This window comes from Brevundimonas sp. 357, from assembly GCF_003938605.1.
Classification (GTDB): Bacteria; Pseudomonadota; Alphaproteobacteria; order Caulobacterales; family Caulobacteraceae; genus Brevundimonas.
This window is the reverse complement of the sequence record NZ_RHWX01000013.1, coordinates 44080-64007: the sequence shown is the minus strand read 5'-3', so window position 1 is coordinate 64007 and position 19928 is coordinate 44080. Positions and strand designations below refer to the sequence as shown.

The window sequence follows — 19928 nt, the reverse complement described above, 5'->3', positions numbered from 1 at the left end:
CGCGGCTGTTGTCTAGAGGCCTAAATGAAGTTGCTGACCGTCGCCGTCGTTGCGGCATCCAGCGTCGTCCTGTTGTCGGGCTGCGCCACGATGAGCGAGGGCCAGTGCCTGGTCGGCGACTGGGGCGGACAGGGCTACCGCGATGGGGCCGAAGGGCATCCGTCCAGCCGCCTGCATAACCACGCCAAGGCCTGCGCCAAGCATGGCGTGACCCCGAACATGAGCGCCTATATGGCGGCGCGCGAGGATGGGTTGCGGACCTATTGCACCTGGGAGAACGGCTTCCGCGCGGGGCGTGCGGGCGGAACCTATCAGGGCGTCTGTTCGCCGGCGGAAGAGCGGGCCTTCGTGCCCGCGCATCGCGACGGACGACAGCTGTATGAGGTCGAGCAGGCCGTCTCTTCGGCCGAAAGCGCGTTGAACTCGGCGATCCGTCGCATCGAAAGCCGTGAGGACAAGCTGGACGCCAAGCGGCGCGAACTGCGTCAGGAAGGCCTGACCTCCGAAGAGCGCCAGCGTATCCGCAACCGCATCCGCGAGGTCGAGGGCGAACTGGACGACGCGCATCGCTCCGCGCGGCGGGCCGAGGACGACCTGCGCTACGCTGAGGTCGAACTGCGGACTGTGCGCCGTATGCTCGATGGCCGTTACGGCGTCTGGTGAACATGAAAACGCCCGCCTCCGGTCGACGGAGGCGGGCGTTTCAATTTGACGGCGATGCGACCGGCGATCAGCCGATGCGCGGGTCCAGTTCGCCGCCGGCGTAGCGCTTGGCCATCTGGGCCGTGGACAGGGGCTTGATCTTCGACGCCTGGCCTTCGCAGCCGAACTGCAGATAGCGCTCCTGGCACAGCTTGCGCATGGCTTCCTTGGCGGGCTTCAGATAGGCGCGGGGATCGAACTCGCCCGGCTTCTCGGCCAGCAGTTTGCGGATGGCGCCGGTCATGGCCATGCGGTTGTCGGTGTCGATGTTCACCTTGCGCACGCCGTTCTTGATGCCGCGCTGGATCTCTTCGACCGGTACGCCCCAGGTCTGGGGCATCTGGCCGCCATAGGCGTTGATGATGTCCTGCAGATCCTGCGGCACCGAGCTTGATCCGTGCATCACCAGGTGGGTGTTGGGCAGGCGACGGTGGATTTCCTCGATCACGTTCATGGCCAGGACTTCACCGTCCGGCTGACGCGTGAACTTATAGGCGCCGTGCGAGGTGCCCATGGCGATGGCCAGGGCGTCGACCTTGGTGGCCTTGACGAAGTCGACGGCCTGATCCGGGTCGGTCAGCAGGGCCGAGTGGTCCAGCTTGCCTTCGAAGCCGTGGCCGTCTTCGGCCTCGCCCATGCCGGTTTCCAGTGAACCCAGCACGCCCAGTTCGCCCTCGACCGAGACGCCGCAGCTGTGGGCCATCTCGGTGACGCGGCGGGTCACTTCGACGTTGTATTCGTAGGAGGCGGGGGTCTTGGCGTCTTCTTCCAGCGAGCCGTCCATCATCACCGAGGTGAAGCCGTACTGGATGGCGGTGGCGCAGGTGGCCGGGCCGTTGCCGTGGTCCTGGTGCATGCAGACCGGGATGTGCGGATACAGTTCGGCCAGGGCGTCGATCAGCTTGGCCAGGACGACGTCGTTGGCGTAGGAGCGGGCGCCGCGCGAGGCTTGGATGATGACCGGCGCATTGACGGCGTCGGCGGCCTCCATGATGGCCAGGCCCTGCTCCATGTTGTTGATGTTGTAGGCGGGCAGGCCGTAGTCGTGCTCCGCCGCGTGGTCGAGCAGTTGTCGCAGCGTGATGCGCGCCATGGATAGTCTCCTGAACCAGATATGATTTTGCCCGAGGTCTTAGCCCGTCAGGCGGGGGAAGTCACGCCGATGTGACAGGACGCAAGCCTGGTGGACTTTGGGCGCGCAGCCTCTAAGTGGACGCGACGCCTCGGGCGTGTCCGACCAAGGAGCGGCGATGAGCCAGAACGACGATGCGCTGGATGAAGACGGCGGCGGTTTCGACGTCGACGACTGGTCGCGGCTGACGCCTTTCACGGGCGCGGTGGCGACGCTGGACGACGTTCAAGCGGGCAAGGCCGTGTTCGCCCTGGGCGACACTGAAGAGGCGCGCGTCATCAACATGGAGCTGCCTCAGCCCGTCATCTGGTGGGAGGAGGACGGCGAGCAGGCGGCCGTGATCGTTCAGGCCGAGGCCCACGTCGGGCCCGACGGCGATGTGATGGAAGTGCTGGGTCTGATCCTGCCCGACGGCGGCGGGGCGGTGGCCCTGCTGGACGACGTCGATCTGGTGGACGACACCGATCCGACGTGGCGCGATCTGGTCGCGCGCGCCGTCGACATGGACGGCGAAGACTAAAGCTTCGGGCATCAGGGGCGAGGGCCGCGGACAGCCCTCGCCTTGATGGTTGCCGTTAGGCGGCGCGCAGGGCTTCGACGCCCGGCAGAACCTTGCCCTCCATCCATTCCAGGAAGGCGCCGCCCGCGGTGGAGACGAAGGTCATGTCGTCGGCCGTGCCCGCGTGGTTCAGGGCCGCGACCGTGTCGCCGCCGCCGGCCACGGCGACCAGCTTGCCGGCCTTGGCCAGTTCGGCGGCGTGTTTGGCGGCCTCGACCGTGGCCTTGTCGAAGGGCGGAACCTCGAACACGCCCAGCGGGCCGTTCCAGATCAGGGTCTTGGACAGATCCATGGCGCGGTTCAGGCGGGCGACCGTCTCCGGCCCGGCGTCCAGGATCAGGTCGTCGGCGGCGATGCGGTCCAGAGCGCGGACGCCCGATTCGATGCCCGGCTTGACGCCCTTGGCGACCACCACATCGACCGGCAGCAGCAGCTCGCAGCCCTGACGGCGGGCTTCCTCGATGATCTCGCGGGCGGTGTCGGCCAGATCCTTCTCGCACAGCGAACCGCCGACATCGACGCCCTGGGCGAACAGGAAGGTGTTGGCCATGCCGCCGCCGATGGCCAGATAGTCCAGCTTGGCGACCAGATTCTTCAGCAGGTCCAGCTTGGTCGAGACCTTGGCGCCGCCGACGATGCCGATGACCGGCTTCTGCGGCTTGCCCAGCGCGGCGTCCAGCGCCTCAAGCTCGCGCGCCATGGCGCAACCGGCATAGGCGGGCAGCAGGCGGGCCAGCCCCTCGGTCGAGGCATGCGCGCGGTGCGCGGCCGAGAAGGCGTCGTTGACGTAGAGATCGCCCAGTTCCGCCAGTTGTTGGGCGAAAGCCGGATCGTTCTTTTCCTCGCCCTTGTGGAAGCGGACGTTCTCCAGCAGCAGCACGCCGCCCGCGTCCAGATCGGCCACGGCGGCCTTGGCCTCGTCGCCCACGCAGTCGTCGGCGAAGCGCACGGGGCCGTGCAGCAGCAGCTCCAGCGGCTGAACGACAGGCTTCAGGCTCATCGACGGCACGCGCTCGCCCTTGGGACGGTCGAAGTGGGCCAGCAGCACCACCTTGGCGCCCGCTTCGCGCAGGCGGTGGATGGTCGGCAGGGCGGCCTTTAGACGAGTGTCGTCGGTGACGTTCCCGTCCTCCATCGGCACGTTGAAGTCCACGCGGACCAGGGCGGCCTTGCCCGAAAGGTCGGAAACGTCGTCGAGGGTGCGGAAGGTCATCGGTGGTCCGTCTTTTGATCTGGGCGGCGGCCCGTCGTCTTGAAACAAGGGGCTCTCAGCCGTTCGGCGAGAGCCCCTCATAGGTCAGCAGTCTGTCAGGCGCGAGACCGGATCAGAGGAACTTCGCCATTACCAGGGCGGTGTCGGCCATGCGGGTCGCGAAGCCCCATTCGTTGTCGTACCAGGTCAGGACGCGGGCCAGCTTGCCGTCGACGACCTGCGTCTGGGGCAGGGCGGCGGTCGAAGAGGCGGCGACGTGGTTCAGGTCGACCGAGACAAGCGGGTCGGTGGTCGTGGCCAGGACGCCGCTCATCGGGCCGTTCGCGGCGGCCAGCAGGGCGGCGTTGATTTCCTCGACCGTGACTTCGCGACCGGCGACGACCTTCAGGTCGACGACCGAGACGTTCGGGGTCGGGACGCGGATCGACGAGCCGTCCAGCTTGCCCTTCAGTTCCGGCAGGACCAGACCCAGGGCCTTGGCGGCGCCGGTCGAGGTCGGGATCATGGACAGGGCGGCGGCGCGGCCGCGGTACAGATCCTTGTGCATCGTATCCAGCGTCGGCTGGTCGCCGGTGTAGGCGTGGATGGTGGTCATGTAGCCGCGCTCGATGCCGAACAGGTCGTGCAGCACCTTGGCCACCGGGGCCAAGGCGTTGGTCGTGCACGAGCCGTTGGAGACGACGATGTCGTCGGCCGTCAGGGTCTCATGGTTGACCTTAAAGACGATGGTCTTGTCGGCGTTGTCGGCCGGGGCCGAGACCAGCACGCGCTTGGCGCCGGCCTTCAGGTGAGCCGAGGCCTTGTCCTTGGAGGTGAAGATGCCCGTGCATTCCAGGGCGATGTCCACCTTCAGCTCGGCGTGCGGCAGGTTGGCCGGGTCGCGCTCAGCCGTGACCTTGATCTTGCCCGTGCCGACGTCGATCCAGTCCTCGCCGGTCGTGACCGTGCCGGGGAAGCGGCCGTGCACCGAGTCATAGCGGAACAGGTGGGCGTTGGTCTCGACCGGGCCCAGGTCGTTGATCGCCACGACCTCGATGTCCTTGCGGCCGTGCTCGACGATCGAGCGGAGGACGAGGCGGCCGATGCGGCCGAAGCCGTTGATGGCGACGCGAACGGTCATGGGGAGCAGTCTCCTGAACAGGGGCGATTATGATGGGCGCCTTAGTGGGACGGAGCGCGCGCGGTTGCAACCCCGTCGCCGTAACAAGGTATGATCGGGTGTAACCGTCCGGGGCCGGCGCCGCTTTGCCTTCTGCCTTTCATAGCCGTCATCCTCGGGCTTGACCCGAGGATGACGGCGTGGGAGGGGCCGGCGCCCTCAGCAGCAGCGGAAGCCGCCGCCTTCGCCGAACCGCCGCGCCTCATGCAGGCGGAAGAAGGCGGTGCGGTCCAGCGGCGCCTGATCCGGGTGGGTGACGGCGGCATGGGCGACATAGGCGTCATAATCGGGCTGGCCGATCATCAGCCCGGCGGTGCGGCGGGCGTCCTTGCCCCACCGCACCAGGGTGTCCCGGCAGGCGCAGAGCAGGTCCGCGCCGCCGCTCGTCGCCGAGGATGAAGAGGACTTAAGCACGGGCGATGTCCATGGCTTCGTCGCTCAGGGTCAGTTCATGCTCGGCCGGGGTTTCGACCACGGTCGGCTGGTCGGACTTCAGCGCCTTGAGGCAGGCTCCGACGCCATAGACCACGACCGTCAGCACCACGAACAGGAAGCCCGCCGTCAGCGCCGAGTTGACGTAGTCGTTGACGATGACCCGGTGCATGTCGCCGATGGTCTTGGCCGGGGCCAGGATGTCGCCGGCGGCCATGGCGTCCTGATACTTCCGCGCGTGGGCCAGGAAGCCGATCTTCACGTCGGGGTGGAACAGCTTCTGCAGCCCCGCCGTGACGGTGCAGATCAGCAGCCAGACCGCCGGAACCGCCGTGGCCCAGGCGAACCTGTGCCGCTTCATCTTGAACAGGACGACCGTGCCCAGGATCAGGGCGACCGCCGCCAGCATCTGGTTGGCGATGCCGAACAGGGGCCACAGGCTGTTGATCCCGCCCAGAGGGTCGACCACGCCGGTATAGAGGAAATAGCCCCACAGCCCGACCGTCAGGGCCGTGGCCACGACATTGCCGGTCCAGGACTGGGTCTGGCGCATCTTCGGCACGGCCATGCCCAGCAGATCCTGGATCATGAAGCGGCAGACGCGGGTGCCCGCATCGACCGTGGTCAGGATGAACAGGGCCTCGAACAGGATGGCGAAGTGATACCAGAAGGCCATCATGGCCTTGCCGCCGATGACGCCCGACAGGATGTGCGCCATGCCGACGGCCAGAGTGGGCGCCCCGCCCGCGCGCGACAGGATGGAGTGTTCGCCCACGTCCTTGGCCAACTGCTCCAGCTCGGCCGGGGTGATGTGGAAGCCCCACTGGGCCACGGCGGCGGCGGCCGAGGCGGCGTTGTCGCCGATGACGGCGACCGGGCTGTTCATGGCGAAATAGACGGCCGGGTCCAACACGGTGGCGGCGATCAGGGCCATGATGGCCACGAAGCTTTCACACAGCATGGCGCCATAGCCGATCAGCGGGATCTGATTCTCGTTCTCCAGCAGCTTGGGCGTGGTGCCCGACGAGATCAGGGCGTGGAAGCCCGACACGGCTCCGCAGGCGATGGTGATGAACAGGAAGGGGAACAGGGCGCCCGAGAAGACCGGCCCGGTGCCGTCGATGAAGGGGGTGATGGCGGGCATCTGCACATGCGGCCGCACGATCAATATGCCGACGGCCAGGGCGACGATGGCGCCGATCTTCAGGAAGGTGGACAGGTAGTCGCGCGGGGCCAGCAGCAGCCACACCGGAATGACCGAGGCGATGAAGCCATAGGCCATCATGGCGATGGCCAGCGTCGTGCCCGACAGGGTGAAGGCCGGACCCCAGAAGGGATCCGCCGCAATATGGCCGCCGCCGATGATGGCCAGAACCAGCAGCACCACGCCGATCACCGACACCTCGCCCACGCGGCCGGGCCGCAGAAAGCGGGTGTACAGGCCCATGAAGACGGCGATGGGAATGGTGGCGGCGACGGTGAAGGTGCCCCAGGGGCTCTCGGCCAGAGCCTTGACCACCACCAGGGCCAGAACCGCCAGGATGATGACCATGATCATCAGCACCCCGACCTGGGCGATGACGCCGGGGATGGGGCCCATCTCGGTGCGCACCATGTCGCCCAGCGAGCGGCCGTCGCGGCGGGTCGACATGAACAGGACGATCATGTCCTGCACCGCCCCCGCTAGAACGGCGCCGACCAGAATCCACAGCACGCCGGGCAGATAGCCCATCTGCGCCGCCAGCACCGGCCCGACCAGAGGCCCCGCGCCCGCAATGGCCGCGAAATGGTGGCCGAACAGCACGTTACGCGGCGTCGGGACGTAATCCAGCCCGTCGTTATGCCGCACGGCGGGCGTGGGTCTGCGGGCGTTCAGCCCCAGCACCTTCCCGGCCAGATAGCGGGCGTAGAAGCGGTAGGCGATGGCGTAGACGCACAACGCCGCGACCACGATCCATACTGCGCTGATGCTTTCGCCCTGATGCAGGGCGATGACGGCGAGGGACACGGCCCCCAATATGGCGATGGCGCCGAAAATCAGCGCCGTCTTGAGCTTGCCCATGGCGAACGGTCCTCCGGGTCGACTGGGTGCGACCTTTCGCCTTTTTTGGACCCTAATCGCGTCCGGCGCCAATCGACAAAAGTCGAAGAAGCTTGGCCGGTCCTTCTCCCCTTGCGGGAGAAGGATTACGGAGCGACCACCCGCACCTTGCCCGCCGCTTCGGTCGCGCGCGCACGCGCTTCGTCCGTGTCGGCGCCGCGCGCCAGGGCCACGCCCATGCGACGGCGCTCGAAGGCTTGGGGCTTGCCGAACAGGCGCAGGTCGGCGGTCGGGACCGACAGGGCCTCGGCTACGCCCTCGAACACTACGCCCTCGGCCTCCATGCCGCCGTAGATGACGGCGCTGGCGCCGGGCTCGCGCAAGGTCACGTCTACGGGCAGGCCCAGGATGGCGCGGGCGTGCAGGGCGAACTCGCTCATGACCTGCGTCGCCAGCGTCACCAGGCCCGTATCATGCGGACGCGGCGACACCTCCGAGAACCAGACCTCGTCGCCCTTCACGAACAGTTCGACGCCGAAGACGCCGAGGCCGCCCAAGACGTCCGTGACCTTGCCCGCGATGGCCTGCGCCGCTTTCAGCGCGGCCTCGCTCATGATCTGCGGCTGCCAGCTTTCGACATAGTCGCCCTTCTGCTGGCGATGGCCGATGGGGGCGCAGAAGTCGGTACGGACCACGCCGTCGCGCAACGACCGCACCGTCAGCAGGGTGATCTCATAGTCGAAGTCGATCTTGCCCTCGACGATGACGACGCCGCCTGCGACCCGCCCTGACGCCTCGGCATAGGCCCAGGCGTCGGCCACGCCCTCAGGTCCTTCGACATAGGACTGGCCCTTGCCCGATGACGACATCACCGGCTTGACGAAGCAGGGGAAGCCCACGACCTCGGCCCCCGCCGCCAGTTCCTCGGCCGAGCTGGCGAAGGCGTAGGGGCTGGTCGGCAGGCCCAGCTCTTCGGCGGCCAGACGGCGGATGCCTTCGCGGTTCATGGTCAGCTGGGTGGCGCGGGCGGTGGGGATGACGCGGGCCAGACCCGCCGCCTCGATCGCCGCCAGGGCGTCGGTGGCGATGGCCTCGATCTCCGGCACGATGATGTGCGGGGCCTCGGCCATGATGATCCCGTTCAGCACCTGAGGATCGGTCATGGGAATGACGTGGCTGCGGTGCGCCACCTGCATGGCGGGGGCGTTGGCGTAACGATCGACCGCGATCACCTCGGCGCCGAGGCGTTGCAGCTCGATGGCCACCTCCTTGCCCAGCTCGCCCGAGCCCAGCAGCATGACGCGCGTGGCGTGGTCGGTAAGCGGCGTGCCGATCTTCATGGCGTCAGGCTCCAGCAGGTTCGATCAGATCCCAGGCGTTGCCGTAGAGGTCTTCGAAGACCACCACCTTGCCATAGGCCTCGTGACGGGGCGTTTCGCGAAAGACGACGCCGGCCTCCAGCCAGGCGACGTGATCGCGCATCAGGTCGTCGGTGTAGAGGAACAGCCAGACGCGGCCGCCGGCCTGATCGCCGATCCGGGCGACCTGCTGGGGTGTCGCGGCGCGGGCCAGCAGCAGCGAGGTCTGGCCGCCTTTCGGCGTGACGCGGACCCAGCGTTTACCGTCGCCCATGTCGGTGTCTTCGCTGAGGTCGAAGCCCAGCTTGCCGACGTAGAAGGCGATGGCCTCGTCATAGTCGCGGACCAGCAGGCTGACGGCGCCGAGGTGGCTCATTGTGCAGGGACCGCATAAAGGCGGCGGAAGGCGTCCAGCGCGGCGCCGTGATAGATGGTGGCGTGGCTCTCGTTCGGGCGCGGGGTGAAGTCCCAGGTGACGCTGGGCAGGGCGTGATCGCGCAGGTTCGCGGTCAGCACGTCCATCGGCGCCTGCATCATCTCGCCCTCGTCGCCCAGCGTCAGGATCAGGGTGCGCGGGTCGTTGGAGTGGTCGCGCAGATGCGCGCCGGACTGCCGCGCCAGCTTGCCGCCGTCCCACCACAGGCTGGGGCTGACCGCGACATAGGCGTCGAACATCTGCGGTTCCTTCAGGAAGGTCTCGACCACGAACAGGCCCGCCAGGGACTCGCCCATCAGGGCCGTCTCGCCGCTGGTGCGATAGCGGACGTCGATAAAGGGCATGGCCTCTTCGGCGATGAAGCGGCGGAAGCGGTCGGACTGCCCCTGTGTCGGATAGCGGGCGATCAGTTCGGCGTCGTCGGTCGGCAGGGCCAACTCGTTGCGACGATCCATCGAAGCGATGCCCACGACGATGACGTCGCGCGTCGTGCCGACAATGGTTCCCAGCTGGGCGATGCCCGAGATGTGGTGAAAGTCCTGATCCTGTCCGCCGTCGAGGACGTAGAGGACGGGATAGGTCTGATGGCTTTGCGCGTAGCCGGGCGGCAGCCAGACGTTGATCTCGCGCGTCTGGTTCATGCCGGCGGAGGGCAGGGCGTAGGACTGGCCGATGACAACGGGCGTCTCGACCGCCATGGGGGCGGTTGTCTCGGCGAAGGCAGGCGCGCCGCCCGCCATCGACAAGCCGAAGCTCAGGACGAGGGCGAGGCGGCGCATGGCGTTTACAGCCGCGCCTTGGCGGCCTCGACCACGGCCTCGGCGGTGATGCCGAACTCGCGGTAGAGGATTTCGGCCGGGGCCGAGGCGCCGAAGGACGACATGCCGACGAAGCCGCCGTCCTCGCCGATGAAGCGTTCCCAGCCCTGCTTGATGGCGGCCTCGACGGCGACGCGGACGGTGCCGCGGCCGATGACGGCGTCCTGATAGGCCTTGGGCTGCTGCTCGAACAGGGCGAAGCAGGGGACCGACACCACGCGGGTGGGCACGCCTTCGGCCTCCAGCGTCTCGGCGGCCTTCAGGGCCAAAGCGACCTCGGTGCCGGTGCCGAACAGGGTGACCTTCGCCGCGCCGTTGGCGGCCTTCAGCTCATAGGCGCCCTTGCGGGACAGGTTCTCCCCGGCGTCGGTCACGCGCACGGCCGGGGTCTTCTGACGCGACAGGCACATGGCGGTCGGCGTGGTCTTGTGCTGCAGGGCGACCTGCCAGCACTCCAGCGCCTCGACCGTGTCGGCGGGGCGCATGGTCAGCAGGTTCGGAATGGCGCGCAGGGCCGCCAGATGCTCGACCGGCTGGTGCGTCGGGCCGTCTTCGCCCAGACCGATGCTGTCGTGCGTCAGGACGTGGATCGCGCGCACGCCCATCAGGGCGCCCAGACGGATCGCCGGACGGCTGTAGTCCGCGAACGCCATGAAGGTGCCGCCGTAGGGGATGACCCCGCCGTGCAGCGCCAGACCGTTCATCGCCGCGGCCATGCCGAACTCGCGGATGCCGTAGTTCAGGTAACGACCGGCGTAATCCGGCGCGTCCATGATCTGGGTGTTCTTGACGAAGGTGTTGTTCGAGCCGGTCAGGTCGGCCGAGCCGCCGACCATTTCGGGGATGGCGTTGAACACCGTCTCCAGCGCCTCGCCCGAGGACTGGCGCGTGGCCAGGGCGGGCTTGTCGACGACCAGTTGCTTCAGCTTGGCGTCCAGCGCCTCGAAGGCGCCGGTGGGCAGGTCGCCGGCCATGGCGCGGGTGAAGTCGTCGCGCTGGGCGTGGTTCAGCAGACGGCCTTCCCAGGCCTTGCGGGCCTTGCCGCCTTGCTTGCCGACCTTGGCCCAGGCCTTCTGCACGCCTTCGGGCAGCTCGAAGGGCGCGAAGGGCCAGTTCAGCGCCTGACGGGTCGCCGCGATCTCGGTGGCGCCTAGGGCCGCGCCATGGGTCTTGTGGCTGCCTTCCATGGTGGCGGCGCCCTTGCCGATCTTGGTCTTGCACGCGATCAGCGTCGGCTTGTCCTGCTTGGTCGCCCAGGCCAGGGCCTTCTGGATCTGCCTGTAGTCATGGCCGTCGATGGCCTTGACCGCCCAGCCCGAGGCCTTGAAGCGCGTCAGTTGGTCCGTGGCGTCCGACAGCGACACCTTGCCGTCGATGGTGATTTCGTTGTCGTCCCACAGGACGCACAGCTTGTTCAGCTTCAGACGGCCGGCCAGGGCGATGGCCTCCTGCGACACGCCTTCCATCAGGCAGCCGTCGCCGGCGACGACCCAGGTGCGGTGATCGACCAGATCCTTGCCGAAGCGCGCCGCCAGATGGCGCTCCGCCAGGGCGAAGCCGACCGAGGTGGCCAGACCCTGACCCAGCGGGCCGGTCGTGGTCTCGATCCCCGTCATGTGGCCGTATTCGGGGTGGCCGGCGGTCTTGAAGCCCCACTGGCGGAAGTTTTCCAGTTGTTCCTTGGTGGCGTCCTTGTAGCCCGTCAGGTGCAGCAGGCTGTAGATCAGCATCGAGCCGTGGCCGGCCGACAGGATGAAGCGGTCGCGGTCGGCCCAGTCGGGACGGCTGGCGTCGAACTTCAGGAATTTCGAGTAAAGCACGGTGGCGACGTCGGCCATGCCCATCGGCATGCCGGGGTGGCCGCTCTTGGCCTTTTCGACCGCATCCATGGACAGCACCCGGATGGCGTCGGCCATCTGCTTGGGCGAAGGCTTGGCGAATGCAGCCATAGCAGAAGCATGGGGGGCGTCGGTCACGGCGAGACCTTTCCTCAGGAACAGGATAAAGCGGGGGCGGCGCCGCTTTACCCCGGCGCGCCGGCAGGTTCTACACGGAATCTGGAAGAAAGGACCATCATGGACGCCGTTACGGCTGCAAAGGCGCGGATCGATCGGGCGTTAGCCGATCTGGAGCGCAAGGTGCTGGAGCTGAAGGCGAGGCCCGCCTCGGCGCCGCCCATCGCGGACGACGACCTGTTCGCGCCGCGCCCCTCGAACGCGGCCGACCTGGCCCGCATCGCCGAGCTGGAGACGGCCGGTCAGGAAACCGCCCAGGCCCTGGCCCGCGCGGCCGACGCCGTGCGCGAGGTGCTGGCGCAGCAGCAGGCTCAAACCGAGCAGGAGGCGAACTGATGGCGACGGTGACGGTAGAGGTCCACGGCCGCCCCTATGCGGTAGGCTGCGCGGACGGTCAGGAGGCGCGGGTGCGCGACCTGGCGGCCCAGTTCAACGAACGGGTGCAGGGCGTGGCCGATCAGGTCGGCCAGGTCGGCGACGTGCGCCTGTTCCTGATGGCCGCTTTGATGCTGGCCGATGAGCTTGGAGAAGCGAAGCGCCAGGCGGCGGTCCAGAACTCGGGTCGCGCCAAGGCGGCGACGGCGGCCGTTACGACGCCCGTCCCGGTCAGCGACGGCGTGGCCGAGGCCCTGAACGCCGTGGCCGCCCGCATCGAGAAGATCGTCCAGACGATGTAGGGCGTCGCCTCTATCTTCCCGAAGCGGAGAGGGAGAAAGGCGCGCTTCGCCATTGTTGAAACTCGTCCGAACGCCTATCTTGCGCAGCGGCGGGTCATGCTGCGGCTCACGTCGAAGACAACATATCCTTCTGACCTTAATTCACTCATAGGGATCTGTCCCTGTCCGGGCTCGAGGGCCTGGGCATACGGAGCCCACCTGGCTACCCAGGTCGAGAGGATTTAAACGTTCTTCACGGCTCACGCGGCGCCGCCAACCCTTCTTCTTTAGTGCGCTATCGCTCGCCGCGCGGCGGCGCGCTGCTTGAGCGCGTCTGGGTGCGCTACGCTGGCGACGCGGTCGCTGGCTCCTTGCACAGTTGGCGAGCATTTCCCCAATCGTTCCTTCTCCCGCCGTCATCCTCGGGCTTGACCCGAGGATCGAGTTGGGCGACGCGCTCGGCCTGTCGGTGGAATTTGGCGAAGGGCCGAGCGGCGATGACCCCCAAGCACGAACTCCGGGCCGCCATGCGCGCCTTGCGAAAGCGTCTGACCGAGACCGATCCCGAAGCCGCCGAGCGCGCGGCGGGCCATGCCGACGCCTTGCCCAGCGGCGCCATCGTCGCCCTGTATCGCGCCATGGGGTCGGAGCTGGACACTGACGCCCTGGCCAATGTCCTGCACCAGTCGGGACGCCGTCTGTGCCTGCCGGTGGTGCTGGAGCGCGACGCGGCCATGATCTTCCGCGCCTGGACGCCGGGCGAGCCGCTGGAGCTGGACGCCGCCGGATGCCCCGCGCCCCTGCCGCTGGGCGAGGTGGTGCGGCCGGACCTGATCGTGACGCCCCTGCTGGCCTTCGACGCCCACGGCGGGCGGCTGGGGCAGGGGGGCGGCTACTACGACCGGACCTTCGCGGCGCTGCCCGACGCGCATCGGGTCGGCTTCGCCTATGCGGGGCAGGCGGTCGATCGCCTCGCTCTGGAGCCGCACGACATCCGCCTGCATGGCGTTTTGACCGAGACCGGCTATAGAGCCTTCCCATGAGATTGGCGTTTTTCGGTGACGTGGTCGGCAAGTCCGGGCGCGATGGACTTTCGGATCATCTTCCGGGGCTGAGGCGCGACCTCAGGCTCGACTTCGTGGTGGTCAACGCCGAGAACGCGGCGGGCGGTTTCGGCATCACCGAGAACACGGCCAACGACATCTTCAACGCCGGGGCCGACGTCCTGACGTTGGGCAATCACAGCTGGGACCAGCGCGAGGCCCTGACCTACATCGTGCGCGAACCGCGCCTGATCCGTCCGGCCAACTATCCGCGCCTGATGGACGCGCCGGGGCGCGGCGCCGACGTCTTCGTCACGCCGGACGGCCGTCGGGTGCTGGTCATCAACGTCCTGGGCCGCGTCCACATGGATCCGATGGACGATCCCTTCAGCGCGGTGGAGCGCGAGCTGGAGGCCGCGCCTCTGGGCGTCGTCGCCGACGCCGTCATCGTCGACATGCACGCCGAGGCCACCAGCGAGAAGATGGGCATGGGCCACTTCTGCGACGGTCGCGCCAGTCTGGTGGTCGGCACCCACACCCATGTCCCCACGGCGGACGCGCAGATACTGCCCCACGGCACGGCCTATCAGACCGACGCCGGCGGCTGCTGCGACTACGACTCCGTCATCGGCAATGACAAGGAAGAGCCGCTGCGGCGCTTCACCACCCGTCTGTCGGGCGGGCGCTACACCCCCGCCAGCGGCCCGGCGACCATCTGCGGCGTCTTTGTCGAGACCGACGACCGCACCGGCCTGGCCAAGCGGGTCGAGCCGATCCGCGTCGGCGGCCGCCTCAGCCAGGCGATCCCGCAGGTCTGACGCCGGCTTGGCGACGCTTGGCCCGGACCAGACGTTCGCGCAGGTCGTGCAACTGGGCGGCGCGGTGTTCGGGCGTGTGGGTCTCGCTCACATAGGCTTGCGCCGCGCGGGCCAGAGTCAGGCGACGCGCGGGATCGATGATCAGACTGTCGATGGCCTCGCCCAGGCCCTCACCCGTCAGATCATCGACATAGACGGCGTGCGGCCCGCTGGCCTCGCGCAGGCCGCCGCGACCGGATGAGATCAGCGCCGCCCCCGCCGCATGAGCCTCCAGCGCCGTCAGGCCCAGAGGCTCGGCCCAGACCGAGGGGGTCAGGGCGATGGCCGCCCGCTGCATCTCGGCTCGCACCTGCGCCAGCGGCGCCGACTTCAGCACCTGGACCCGGTCGCCGAACCGCTCCAGCGGCGCCACATGGGGCGCGGCCCAGTCCGCATGCCGGTCCCAGTCGTTCAGCATCAGCACGGCGCGCCAGTCAGGATGGCGCTCCAGCACGGCGGGCAGGGCGGCGCAGATCAGGTCCACGCCCTTTTCCGGCATGGCCCGTCCGGCGAAGGCGATCAGCGGCTCGCGCACCTCGACCGACGCGCGCCACAGGTCCACGTCGATGGGGTTGGGCACGGCGAGCGCCTTGGCCTCCAGTCGGGGAAAGTCCTTCAGGAAGTCCAGGCGCGCCGCCTCGCTGACGAAGATCAGTCCGTCCATGCGGTCATAGCGCCGCTCATAGCGCCAGCGGTCGATGACATGGCGCGGCGGCTTCACGGCGTTGTGGCGATACAGGGTGATCGCTGCGTCTCGGAAATGCGGGCCCAGGGCGACGGCCTGCTGCGTCTGCTGGTGGAACTCGATCACATCGGGGCGATAGTCGGCCAGCGCCTGACGCAGGGCTTTCAGCCGGTTCGCCGCGGGCAGGGTCTGCACCGGCAGGTCGCCGTGATCCTGGGCGCCTTCACAGCAGAAGACGCGGACCTCGCCCTTGTCCGCCCGCGCCAGGGTGCGCGCCACCGTCTCCATCGAGTTCGGCTGGTGCAGGTCGAAGCGCGCGCCGACAGGCATGACGACGGCGGTTCTCATCACCCTGCGTGTCTCCGGTTAGTTGGAAGCTCTGGCGGCGGCGCGGGCTTCCAGCGCGCGCAGGCTGGCTTCTTCAGCCTTCAGGTCTTCGGTCAGCTGGGCTTTCAGCGCAGGGTCGGCGATGGCGGCCAACGCCGTGCGCGTCTCTTGCACCGCCTGACGACGAGCAGCGATCAGGCGCGACAGTTCGTCCGGCTCATGCAGAGCCGGGCCGGAGGCGGTCGGGCGACGGATCGCCTGGAGCTCTTCTTCCTCGGTGGTCTTCAGCGCGGCGGCCTGACGGGCGGCGGCCGCGTCGCGCAGGGCGTGCTGGACGGGATCGCCGCCCTCGAATTCGCAGGCCGACAGCAGGGCGGCGCCCGCGACGACGAGGATGAGGGCGGCGCCGCGCATCAGCCTTCGATCCAGTTCGGCATCCAGCCTTCGTGGAACTCACGCACATGGGCGACGGGGATGCGGAACAGCTCGCCCTTCGGACCCGAGGAGGCGAAATCCGTCCCCTTGACCAGACCCACGACCGAGGCGTGCAGCCCGGCCTCGGTGGCCTTGGCGATCAGGGCGTCCGCGTCCGCCACGGCGACCAGATAGCGGGCCTGGTCCTCGCCGAACAGGAAGGCGTGGGCGTGGGCGGCGCTGGAGGCGTTCAGCTCGACCCCGACGTCCGAGGCCAGGGCGATGTCCGCCGCCGCGCCGACCAGGCCGCCGTCCGACAGGTCGTGGACGACCGTCAGCTCGCCCGCCTCGATCAGGCCGCGCACGAAGTCGCCGGTCTTGCGCTCCAGCTTCAGATCAACCGGCGGCGGGGCGCCGTCCTCGCGGCCCAGAACTTCGCGCAGGTAGATGGAGGCGCCCAGTTCGCCGTGCGTCTGGCCGATCAGCACCAGCTGGTCGCCCTCGGCCGCGCCGCCGAAGCCGGTGGTCACGTCATAGTTGGTCAGCAGGCCCACGGCGCCGACGGTCGGCGTCGGCGGAATGGCGACGCCGTTGGTCTCGTTATACAGGCTGACGTTGCCGCTCACGACCGGGAAGTCCAGCTCGCGGCAGGCCTCGGCCATGCCGTCGGTGGCGCGCACGATCTGGCCCATAATCTCGGGCCGCTGCGGGTTGCCGAAGTTCAGGTTGTCGGTGATGGCGATGGGACGCGAGCCGACGGCGGTCAGGTTGCGCCACGCTTCGGCCACGGCCTGCTTGCCGCCTTCATAGGGGTCGGCCTGGACATAGCGCGGGGTGCAGTCCGAGGTGATGGCCAGACCCTTTTCCGTGCCGTGGACGCGGATCACGCCCGCGTCGGCGCCGGTCGAGCTGTCCTGAAGCGTGTCGGCCATGACGTGGCGGTCGTACTGCTCCCAGATCCAGCGCTTGGAGGCCATGTCGGGGCAGGCGACGACCTTCAGCACCGCGTCGTTCCAGCTTTCGGGCGCGGGGACTTCCGCCGGGTCGAGGCGCGGCTGCAGTTCCGGCTGGATCCACGGACGGTCGTACAGGGGCGCATCGTCGAACAGCGGGGCCAGCGGCACGTCGCAGACCACATCGCCGTGGTGCTTCAGCACCAGATGGCCGGTGTTGGTGGTCTTGCCGATGATGGCGAAGTCCAGACCCCACTTCTGGAAGATGCGGTAGCCGACGTCTTCATAGCCGGGCTTCAGCACGGCCAGCATGCGCTCCTGGCTTTCCGACAGCATCATCTCATAGGCGGTCATGCCGGTTTCGCGCTGGGGCACCTTGTCGAGGTCCAGTTCGACGCCGACGCCGCCCTTGCCCGCCATCTCGACGGACGAAGAGGTCAGACCCGCCGCGCCCATGTCCTGAATGGCGGCCACGGCGCCCGAGGCCATCAGCTCCAGCGTGGCCTCGATCAGCAGCTTTTCGGCGAAGGGGTCGCCGACCTGCACCGTCGGGCGCTTGGCGTCCGACTCGTCGTCGAACTCGGCCGAGGACATGGTGGCGCCGTGGATGCCGTCGCGGCCGGTCTTGGAGCCGAAATAGACCACGTCGTGGCCCGCTTCCGGCGCGGCCGAATAATAGATCTCATCGGCGCGGGCCAGGCCGACGCACATGGCGTTGACCAGGATGTTGCCGTTGTAGCCCTTGTGGAAGTTCGTCTCGCCCGAGACGGTCGGCACGCCGACGCAGTTGCCGTAGCCGCCGATGCCCGAGACCACGCCCTTGACCAGACGCTTGGACTTCTCGTGCGACGGATCGCCGAAGCGCAGGGCGTTCAGCAGGGCCACCGGGCGCGCGCCCATGGTGAAGACGTCGCGCATGATGCCGCCCACGCCCGTCGCCGCGCCCTGATAGGGTTCGATGTAGGAGGGGTGGTTGTGGCTCTCCATCTTGAAGATGCAGGCGTCGCCGTCGTCGATGTCGATCACGCCCGCGTTCTCGCCGGGGCCGCAGATGACGCGCTCGCCCGTGACCGGGAATTTCATCAGCTGCTTCTTCGACGACTTGTAGGAGCAGTGCTCGGACCACATGACCGAGAAGACGCCCAGCTCGACCTGATTGGGCTCGCGGCCCAGCCGGTCCAGCAGGACTTGATATTCATTGGGGGCGAGGCCGTACTCTTCGGCCAGCTGGGCGATGGTCTTTTGGGGCGCGCTCATGGGCGGGCCTTCTAGCCGTCTCTGGGGCGTCTGTCAGCCCGTCACCGGCGTTCGACGCCGCGTCTCAAACCGAAGACGATGATGACCCCCGCCACCACCAGGGCAAAGGCCGCCGCCAGGGCCGTGAAAGCCAGCACCGGCTTGACCTCCTGCTCGGCCACGAAGGCCCCCACCAGACCCCAGGCGATGGGCAGGGGATAGGCCAGGGTCCGCAGGGCCCAGGTCACGCCGATCCCGACCAGGGTGGTCGCGACCACGGCCAGCACGGCCCAGCCGGTCGGCGACAGGGCGGCGGGCAAGGCCTCGAACGCCGTCGCTACGGTGATCAGGTTCAGCGGCGCGGCCACGGTCAACCACCCCGCCAGCGCCGCCAGCGGCCAGATCAGGAACCAGCGGTCCCGCTCCATCGCCCCGGTCGCGCGGATTGTGCGCGCGCTCGCCAGCATCGGCAGCAGCAGGGCGAGGAGCGAGGCCAGGATGACGACGACGCTGGCCGCTTTGAGGTTCAGCGCCGCCATGACGATCCAGAAGCCGATGCCGAAGAAGGCGACGACCGACGGCCAGCCCATGCGGTTGATCAGCACGCTTTCGCCCGTCTGGGGCAGGGCCTGACGTCCGGCGTAGATGAGGAGGCCCAGATAGAGCAGGCTCCAGATCGAAAAGGCGTAGCCGGCCACCCGCAACGTCTGGTTTCCGTCGGCGGCGAACTCCGCCTGGCTCAGGCCGAAACCGCCCAGGGCCTGAACGACGGGAACGATGACGGCGAAGACGGCGGCGGCCAGCACGGCCAGGCGGCGCGTCTGCTGGGCGGGGGTGGGGCGTTCGATGGCGGTCATGCGTCTCTCCAGCTCAGCTTCGCCGTATCTACGCGCCGCGTCGAAGAAGGTTCAAGGGAACCTGCGCAAGGCTTTTCGCCTTGCTTTGAGGCAGACCGAGAAGGAGGCCGCCATGCCTGATCCGAACGACGCGCCCGAACCGATCGAGCAGACGCTCGAGGAAGAAGTCAAAACCAACCGCGCCCTGGAGCGGGGCCTGGGCGTCGGCGCCCGCGAACTGGCGGCCATCCACGAATCCGGCGCCGAAGGCACGTTGGAGCGCGCCGTTGATGAGGACGGCGAACCGGTCGAGGAACAGGTTGAGGTCGGCGACGCCGGACGCAGCGCCAGCGTCCTGGACCGCAAGGAAATCTAGGCGGCCGCGTAGATGCTCTGGAACAGGATCGCGCCGTCGGCGCTGCCCAGTTCGGCTTCGAACGCGCGGTCCGGGTGGGGCATCATGCCCAGGACGTTGCCGCGTTCATTCTGCAGGCCGGCGATGTCGCCGACCGAGCCGTTGGGGTTGTCGACGTAGCGGAAGACCACCTGGCCCTCGCCCTCGATGCGCTTCAGGGTCTCTTCGTCGGCGAAGTAGTTACCGTCGGCGTTGCCCTGGGTCATGATGATTTCGCGCTGGCCCTGATAGCCCGAGGTGAAGCGCGTCTGGCCGTTGGCGACGGTGATGCTGATCGGCTTGCAGATGTATTTCAGGCTGCTGTTGCGCATCAGGGCGCCCGGCAGCATTCCGGCTTCGCACAGCACCTGGAAGCCGTTGCAGATGCCGACCACGGTGACGCCGTCGTCAGCGGCCTTCTTGACCGCCTGCATGATCGGGGCCTGCGCCGCCATCGCGCCGCAGCGCAGATAGTCGCCGTAGGAGAAGCCGCCCGGCAACACGATCAGGTCGAGGCCCTTGGGCAGTTCGGTCTCGGCGTGCCAGACCATCTGGACCTGCTCGCCAGTGGAACGTTCGACGGCGACCTTGCAGTCGCGATCGCAGTTGGAACCGGGGAATACAATGACGGCTGCGCTCATGGCCGGGCCTCCTAGCACCCT

Annotated in this window: 21 protein-coding genes and 1 other RNA gene; 8 read left to right on the top strand and 14 right to left on the bottom strand. The window is 68.2% G+C overall.

What is annotated here, in order from left to right; genetic code table 11:
• Nucleotides 1–24: 24 nt before the first annotated feature.
• The gene (locus tag EGK63_RS12395; protein ID WP_125901747.1) at nucleotides 25–663 is read left to right on the top strand and encodes a DUF2799 domain-containing protein; all 639 of its coding nucleotides are present in this window, start codon (nucleotides 25–27) and stop codon (nucleotides 661–663) included.
• Between the two features lie 67 nt (nucleotides 664–730).
• Here the strand turns inward: EGK63_RS12395 and fba are convergent, their stop codons facing one another.
• Nucleotides 731–1795 (bottom strand): class II fructose-bisphosphate aldolase, encoded by a 1065-nt coding sequence (fba, locus tag EGK63_RS12390; protein ID WP_088410130.1) that lies wholly within the window; start codon nucleotides 1793–1795, stop codon nucleotides 731–733.
• 157 nt (nucleotides 1796–1952) lie between these two features.
• Between fba and EGK63_RS12385 the strand changes: the two genes are divergently transcribed.
• Nucleotides 1953–2354 (top strand): hypothetical protein, encoded by a 402-nt coding sequence (locus EGK63_RS12385; protein WP_125901746.1) that lies wholly within the window; start codon nucleotides 1953–1955, stop codon nucleotides 2352–2354.
• A gap of 55 nt (nucleotides 2355–2409) precedes the next feature.
• Here EGK63_RS12385 and pgk read toward each other — a convergent pair whose 3' ends face one another.
• The 8 genes from pgk to tkt all read right to left on the bottom strand — a co-directional run bounded on the left by pgk (nucleotide 2410) and on the right by tkt (nucleotide 11799).
• Nucleotides 2410–3606 carry a phosphoglycerate kinase gene (gene pgk / locus EGK63_RS12380; RefSeq protein ID WP_125901745.1) on the bottom strand — a complete coding sequence of 399 codons (1197 nt, stop codon included), beginning with the start codon at nucleotides 3604–3606 and terminating at the stop codon, nucleotides 2410–2412.
• Nucleotides 3607–3718: 112 nt separating this feature from the next.
• Nucleotides 3719–4726: a type I glyceraldehyde-3-phosphate dehydrogenase gene (gene gap, locus EGK63_RS12375; RefSeq protein WP_003165800.1), complete on the bottom strand. Its 1008-nt coding sequence runs from the start codon at nucleotides 4724–4726 to the stop codon at nucleotides 3719–3721.
• A gap of 198 nt (nucleotides 4727–4924) precedes the next feature.
• Nucleotides 4925–5179: a YbdD/YjiX family protein gene (locus EGK63_RS16920; RefSeq protein ID WP_256375790.1), complete on the bottom strand. Its 255-nt coding sequence runs from the start codon at nucleotides 5177–5179 to the stop codon at nucleotides 4925–4927.
• Nucleotides 5172–7259 carry a carbon starvation CstA family protein gene (locus EGK63_RS12365; RefSeq protein WP_125901744.1) on the bottom strand — a complete coding sequence of 696 codons (2088 nt, stop codon included), beginning with the start codon at nucleotides 7257–7259 and terminating at the stop codon, nucleotides 5172–5174. The genes EGK63_RS16920 and EGK63_RS12365 overlap by 8 nt, the downstream gene beginning before the upstream one ends.
• Nucleotides 7260–7384: 125 nt before the next feature.
• Nucleotides 7385–8578 carry a formate-dependent phosphoribosylglycinamide formyltransferase gene (purT, locus tag EGK63_RS12360; RefSeq protein WP_125901743.1) on the bottom strand — a complete coding sequence of 398 codons (1194 nt, stop codon included), beginning with the start codon at nucleotides 8576–8578 and terminating at the stop codon, nucleotides 7385–7387.
• A gap of 4 nt (nucleotides 8579–8582) precedes the next feature.
• A complete protein-coding gene (locus EGK63_RS12355) occupies nucleotides 8583–8972 on the bottom strand; it encodes a VOC family protein (RefSeq protein WP_125901742.1) in 390 nt (129 codons plus the stop codon).
• Nucleotides 8969–9811: an alpha/beta hydrolase gene (locus EGK63_RS12350; RefSeq protein WP_125901741.1), complete on the bottom strand. Its 843-nt coding sequence runs from the start codon at nucleotides 9809–9811 to the stop codon at nucleotides 8969–8971. Before EGK63_RS12350 ends, EGK63_RS12355 begins: the two co-directional genes overlap by 4 nt.
• 5 nt (nucleotides 9812–9816) lie before the next feature.
• Nucleotides 9817–11799, bottom strand: coding sequence for a transketolase (gene tkt / locus EGK63_RS12345; RefSeq protein ID WP_125901740.1), 1983 nt, complete (start codon nucleotides 11797–11799; stop codon nucleotides 9817–9819).
• Between the two features lie 126 nt (nucleotides 11800–11925).
• Between tkt and EGK63_RS12340 the strand changes: the two genes are divergently transcribed.
• The 5 genes from EGK63_RS12340 (at nucleotide 11926) to EGK63_RS12320 (ending at nucleotide 14382) form a co-directional block, all read left to right on the top strand.
• Entirely contained in the window at nucleotides 11926–12201 is a 276-nt protein-coding gene (locus EGK63_RS12340; RefSeq protein WP_125901739.1) for a hypothetical protein, read from the top strand.
• The gene (locus EGK63_RS12335) at nucleotides 12201–12542 is read left to right on the top strand and encodes a cell division protein ZapA (RefSeq protein WP_125901738.1); all 342 of its coding nucleotides are present in this window, start codon (nucleotides 12201–12203) and stop codon (nucleotides 12540–12542) included. The genes EGK63_RS12340 and EGK63_RS12335 overlap by 1 nt, the downstream gene beginning before the upstream one ends.
• A 93-nt stretch (nucleotides 12543–12635) precedes the next feature.
• A non-coding RNA gene (gene ssrS, locus EGK63_RS12330) (6S RNA) lies at nucleotides 12636–12796 on the top strand.
• 222 nt (nucleotides 12797–13018) lie between these two features.
• Nucleotides 13019–13564 (top strand): 5-formyltetrahydrofolate cyclo-ligase, encoded by a 546-nt coding sequence (locus EGK63_RS12325; RefSeq protein ID WP_125901737.1) that lies wholly within the window; start codon nucleotides 13019–13021, stop codon nucleotides 13562–13564.
• A complete protein-coding gene (locus tag EGK63_RS12320) occupies nucleotides 13561–14382 on the top strand; it encodes a TIGR00282 family metallophosphoesterase (protein WP_125901736.1) in 822 nt (273 codons plus the stop codon). Before EGK63_RS12325 ends, EGK63_RS12320 begins: the two co-directional genes overlap by 4 nt.
• Here the strand turns inward: EGK63_RS12320 and EGK63_RS12315 are convergent.
• From EGK63_RS12315 to EGK63_RS12300, 4 genes are read right to left on the bottom strand one after another with little or no spacing between them, the layout of a single operon-like run.
• A complete protein-coding gene (locus EGK63_RS12315; RefSeq protein ID WP_243637687.1) occupies nucleotides 14357–15454 on the bottom strand; it encodes a glycosyltransferase family 4 protein in 1098 nt (365 codons plus the stop codon). The genes EGK63_RS12320 and EGK63_RS12315 overlap by 26 nt on opposite strands.
• An 18-nt stretch (nucleotides 15455–15472) precedes the next feature.
• A complete protein-coding gene (locus EGK63_RS12310) occupies nucleotides 15473–15847 on the bottom strand; it encodes an indole-3-glycerol-phosphate synthase (protein ID WP_125901735.1) in 375 nt (124 codons plus the stop codon).
• Nucleotides 15847–18057, bottom strand: coding sequence for a phosphoribosylformylglycinamidine synthase subunit PurL (gene purL, locus EGK63_RS12305; protein ID WP_125901734.1), 2211 nt, complete (start codon nucleotides 18055–18057; stop codon nucleotides 15847–15849). Before purL ends, EGK63_RS12310 begins: the two co-directional genes overlap by 1 nt.
• Nucleotides 18058–18098: 41 nt before the next feature.
• On the bottom strand, nucleotides 18099–18893 hold the full coding sequence (locus EGK63_RS12300; RefSeq protein ID WP_125901733.1) for a hypothetical protein: 795 nt from the start codon (nucleotides 18891–18893) through the stop codon (nucleotides 18099–18101).
• A 112-nt stretch (nucleotides 18894–19005) separates the two neighbouring features.
• Between EGK63_RS12300 and EGK63_RS12295 the strand changes: the two genes are divergently transcribed.
• Complete coding sequence (locus tag EGK63_RS12295) at nucleotides 19006–19248, top strand: hypothetical protein (protein WP_243637680.1); 243 nt, start codon at nucleotides 19006–19008, stop codon at nucleotides 19246–19248.
• On the opposite strand, the gene purQ is transcribed toward EGK63_RS12295, so the two are convergent.
• Nucleotides 19245–19907 carry a phosphoribosylformylglycinamidine synthase subunit PurQ gene (gene purQ, locus EGK63_RS12290; RefSeq protein ID WP_003165784.1) on the bottom strand — a complete coding sequence of 221 codons (663 nt, stop codon included), beginning with the start codon at nucleotides 19905–19907 and terminating at the stop codon, nucleotides 19245–19247. The two genes, EGK63_RS12295 and purQ, sit on opposite strands and share 4 nt — an antisense overlap.
• Between the last annotated feature and the right edge of the window lie 21 nt (nucleotides 19908–19928).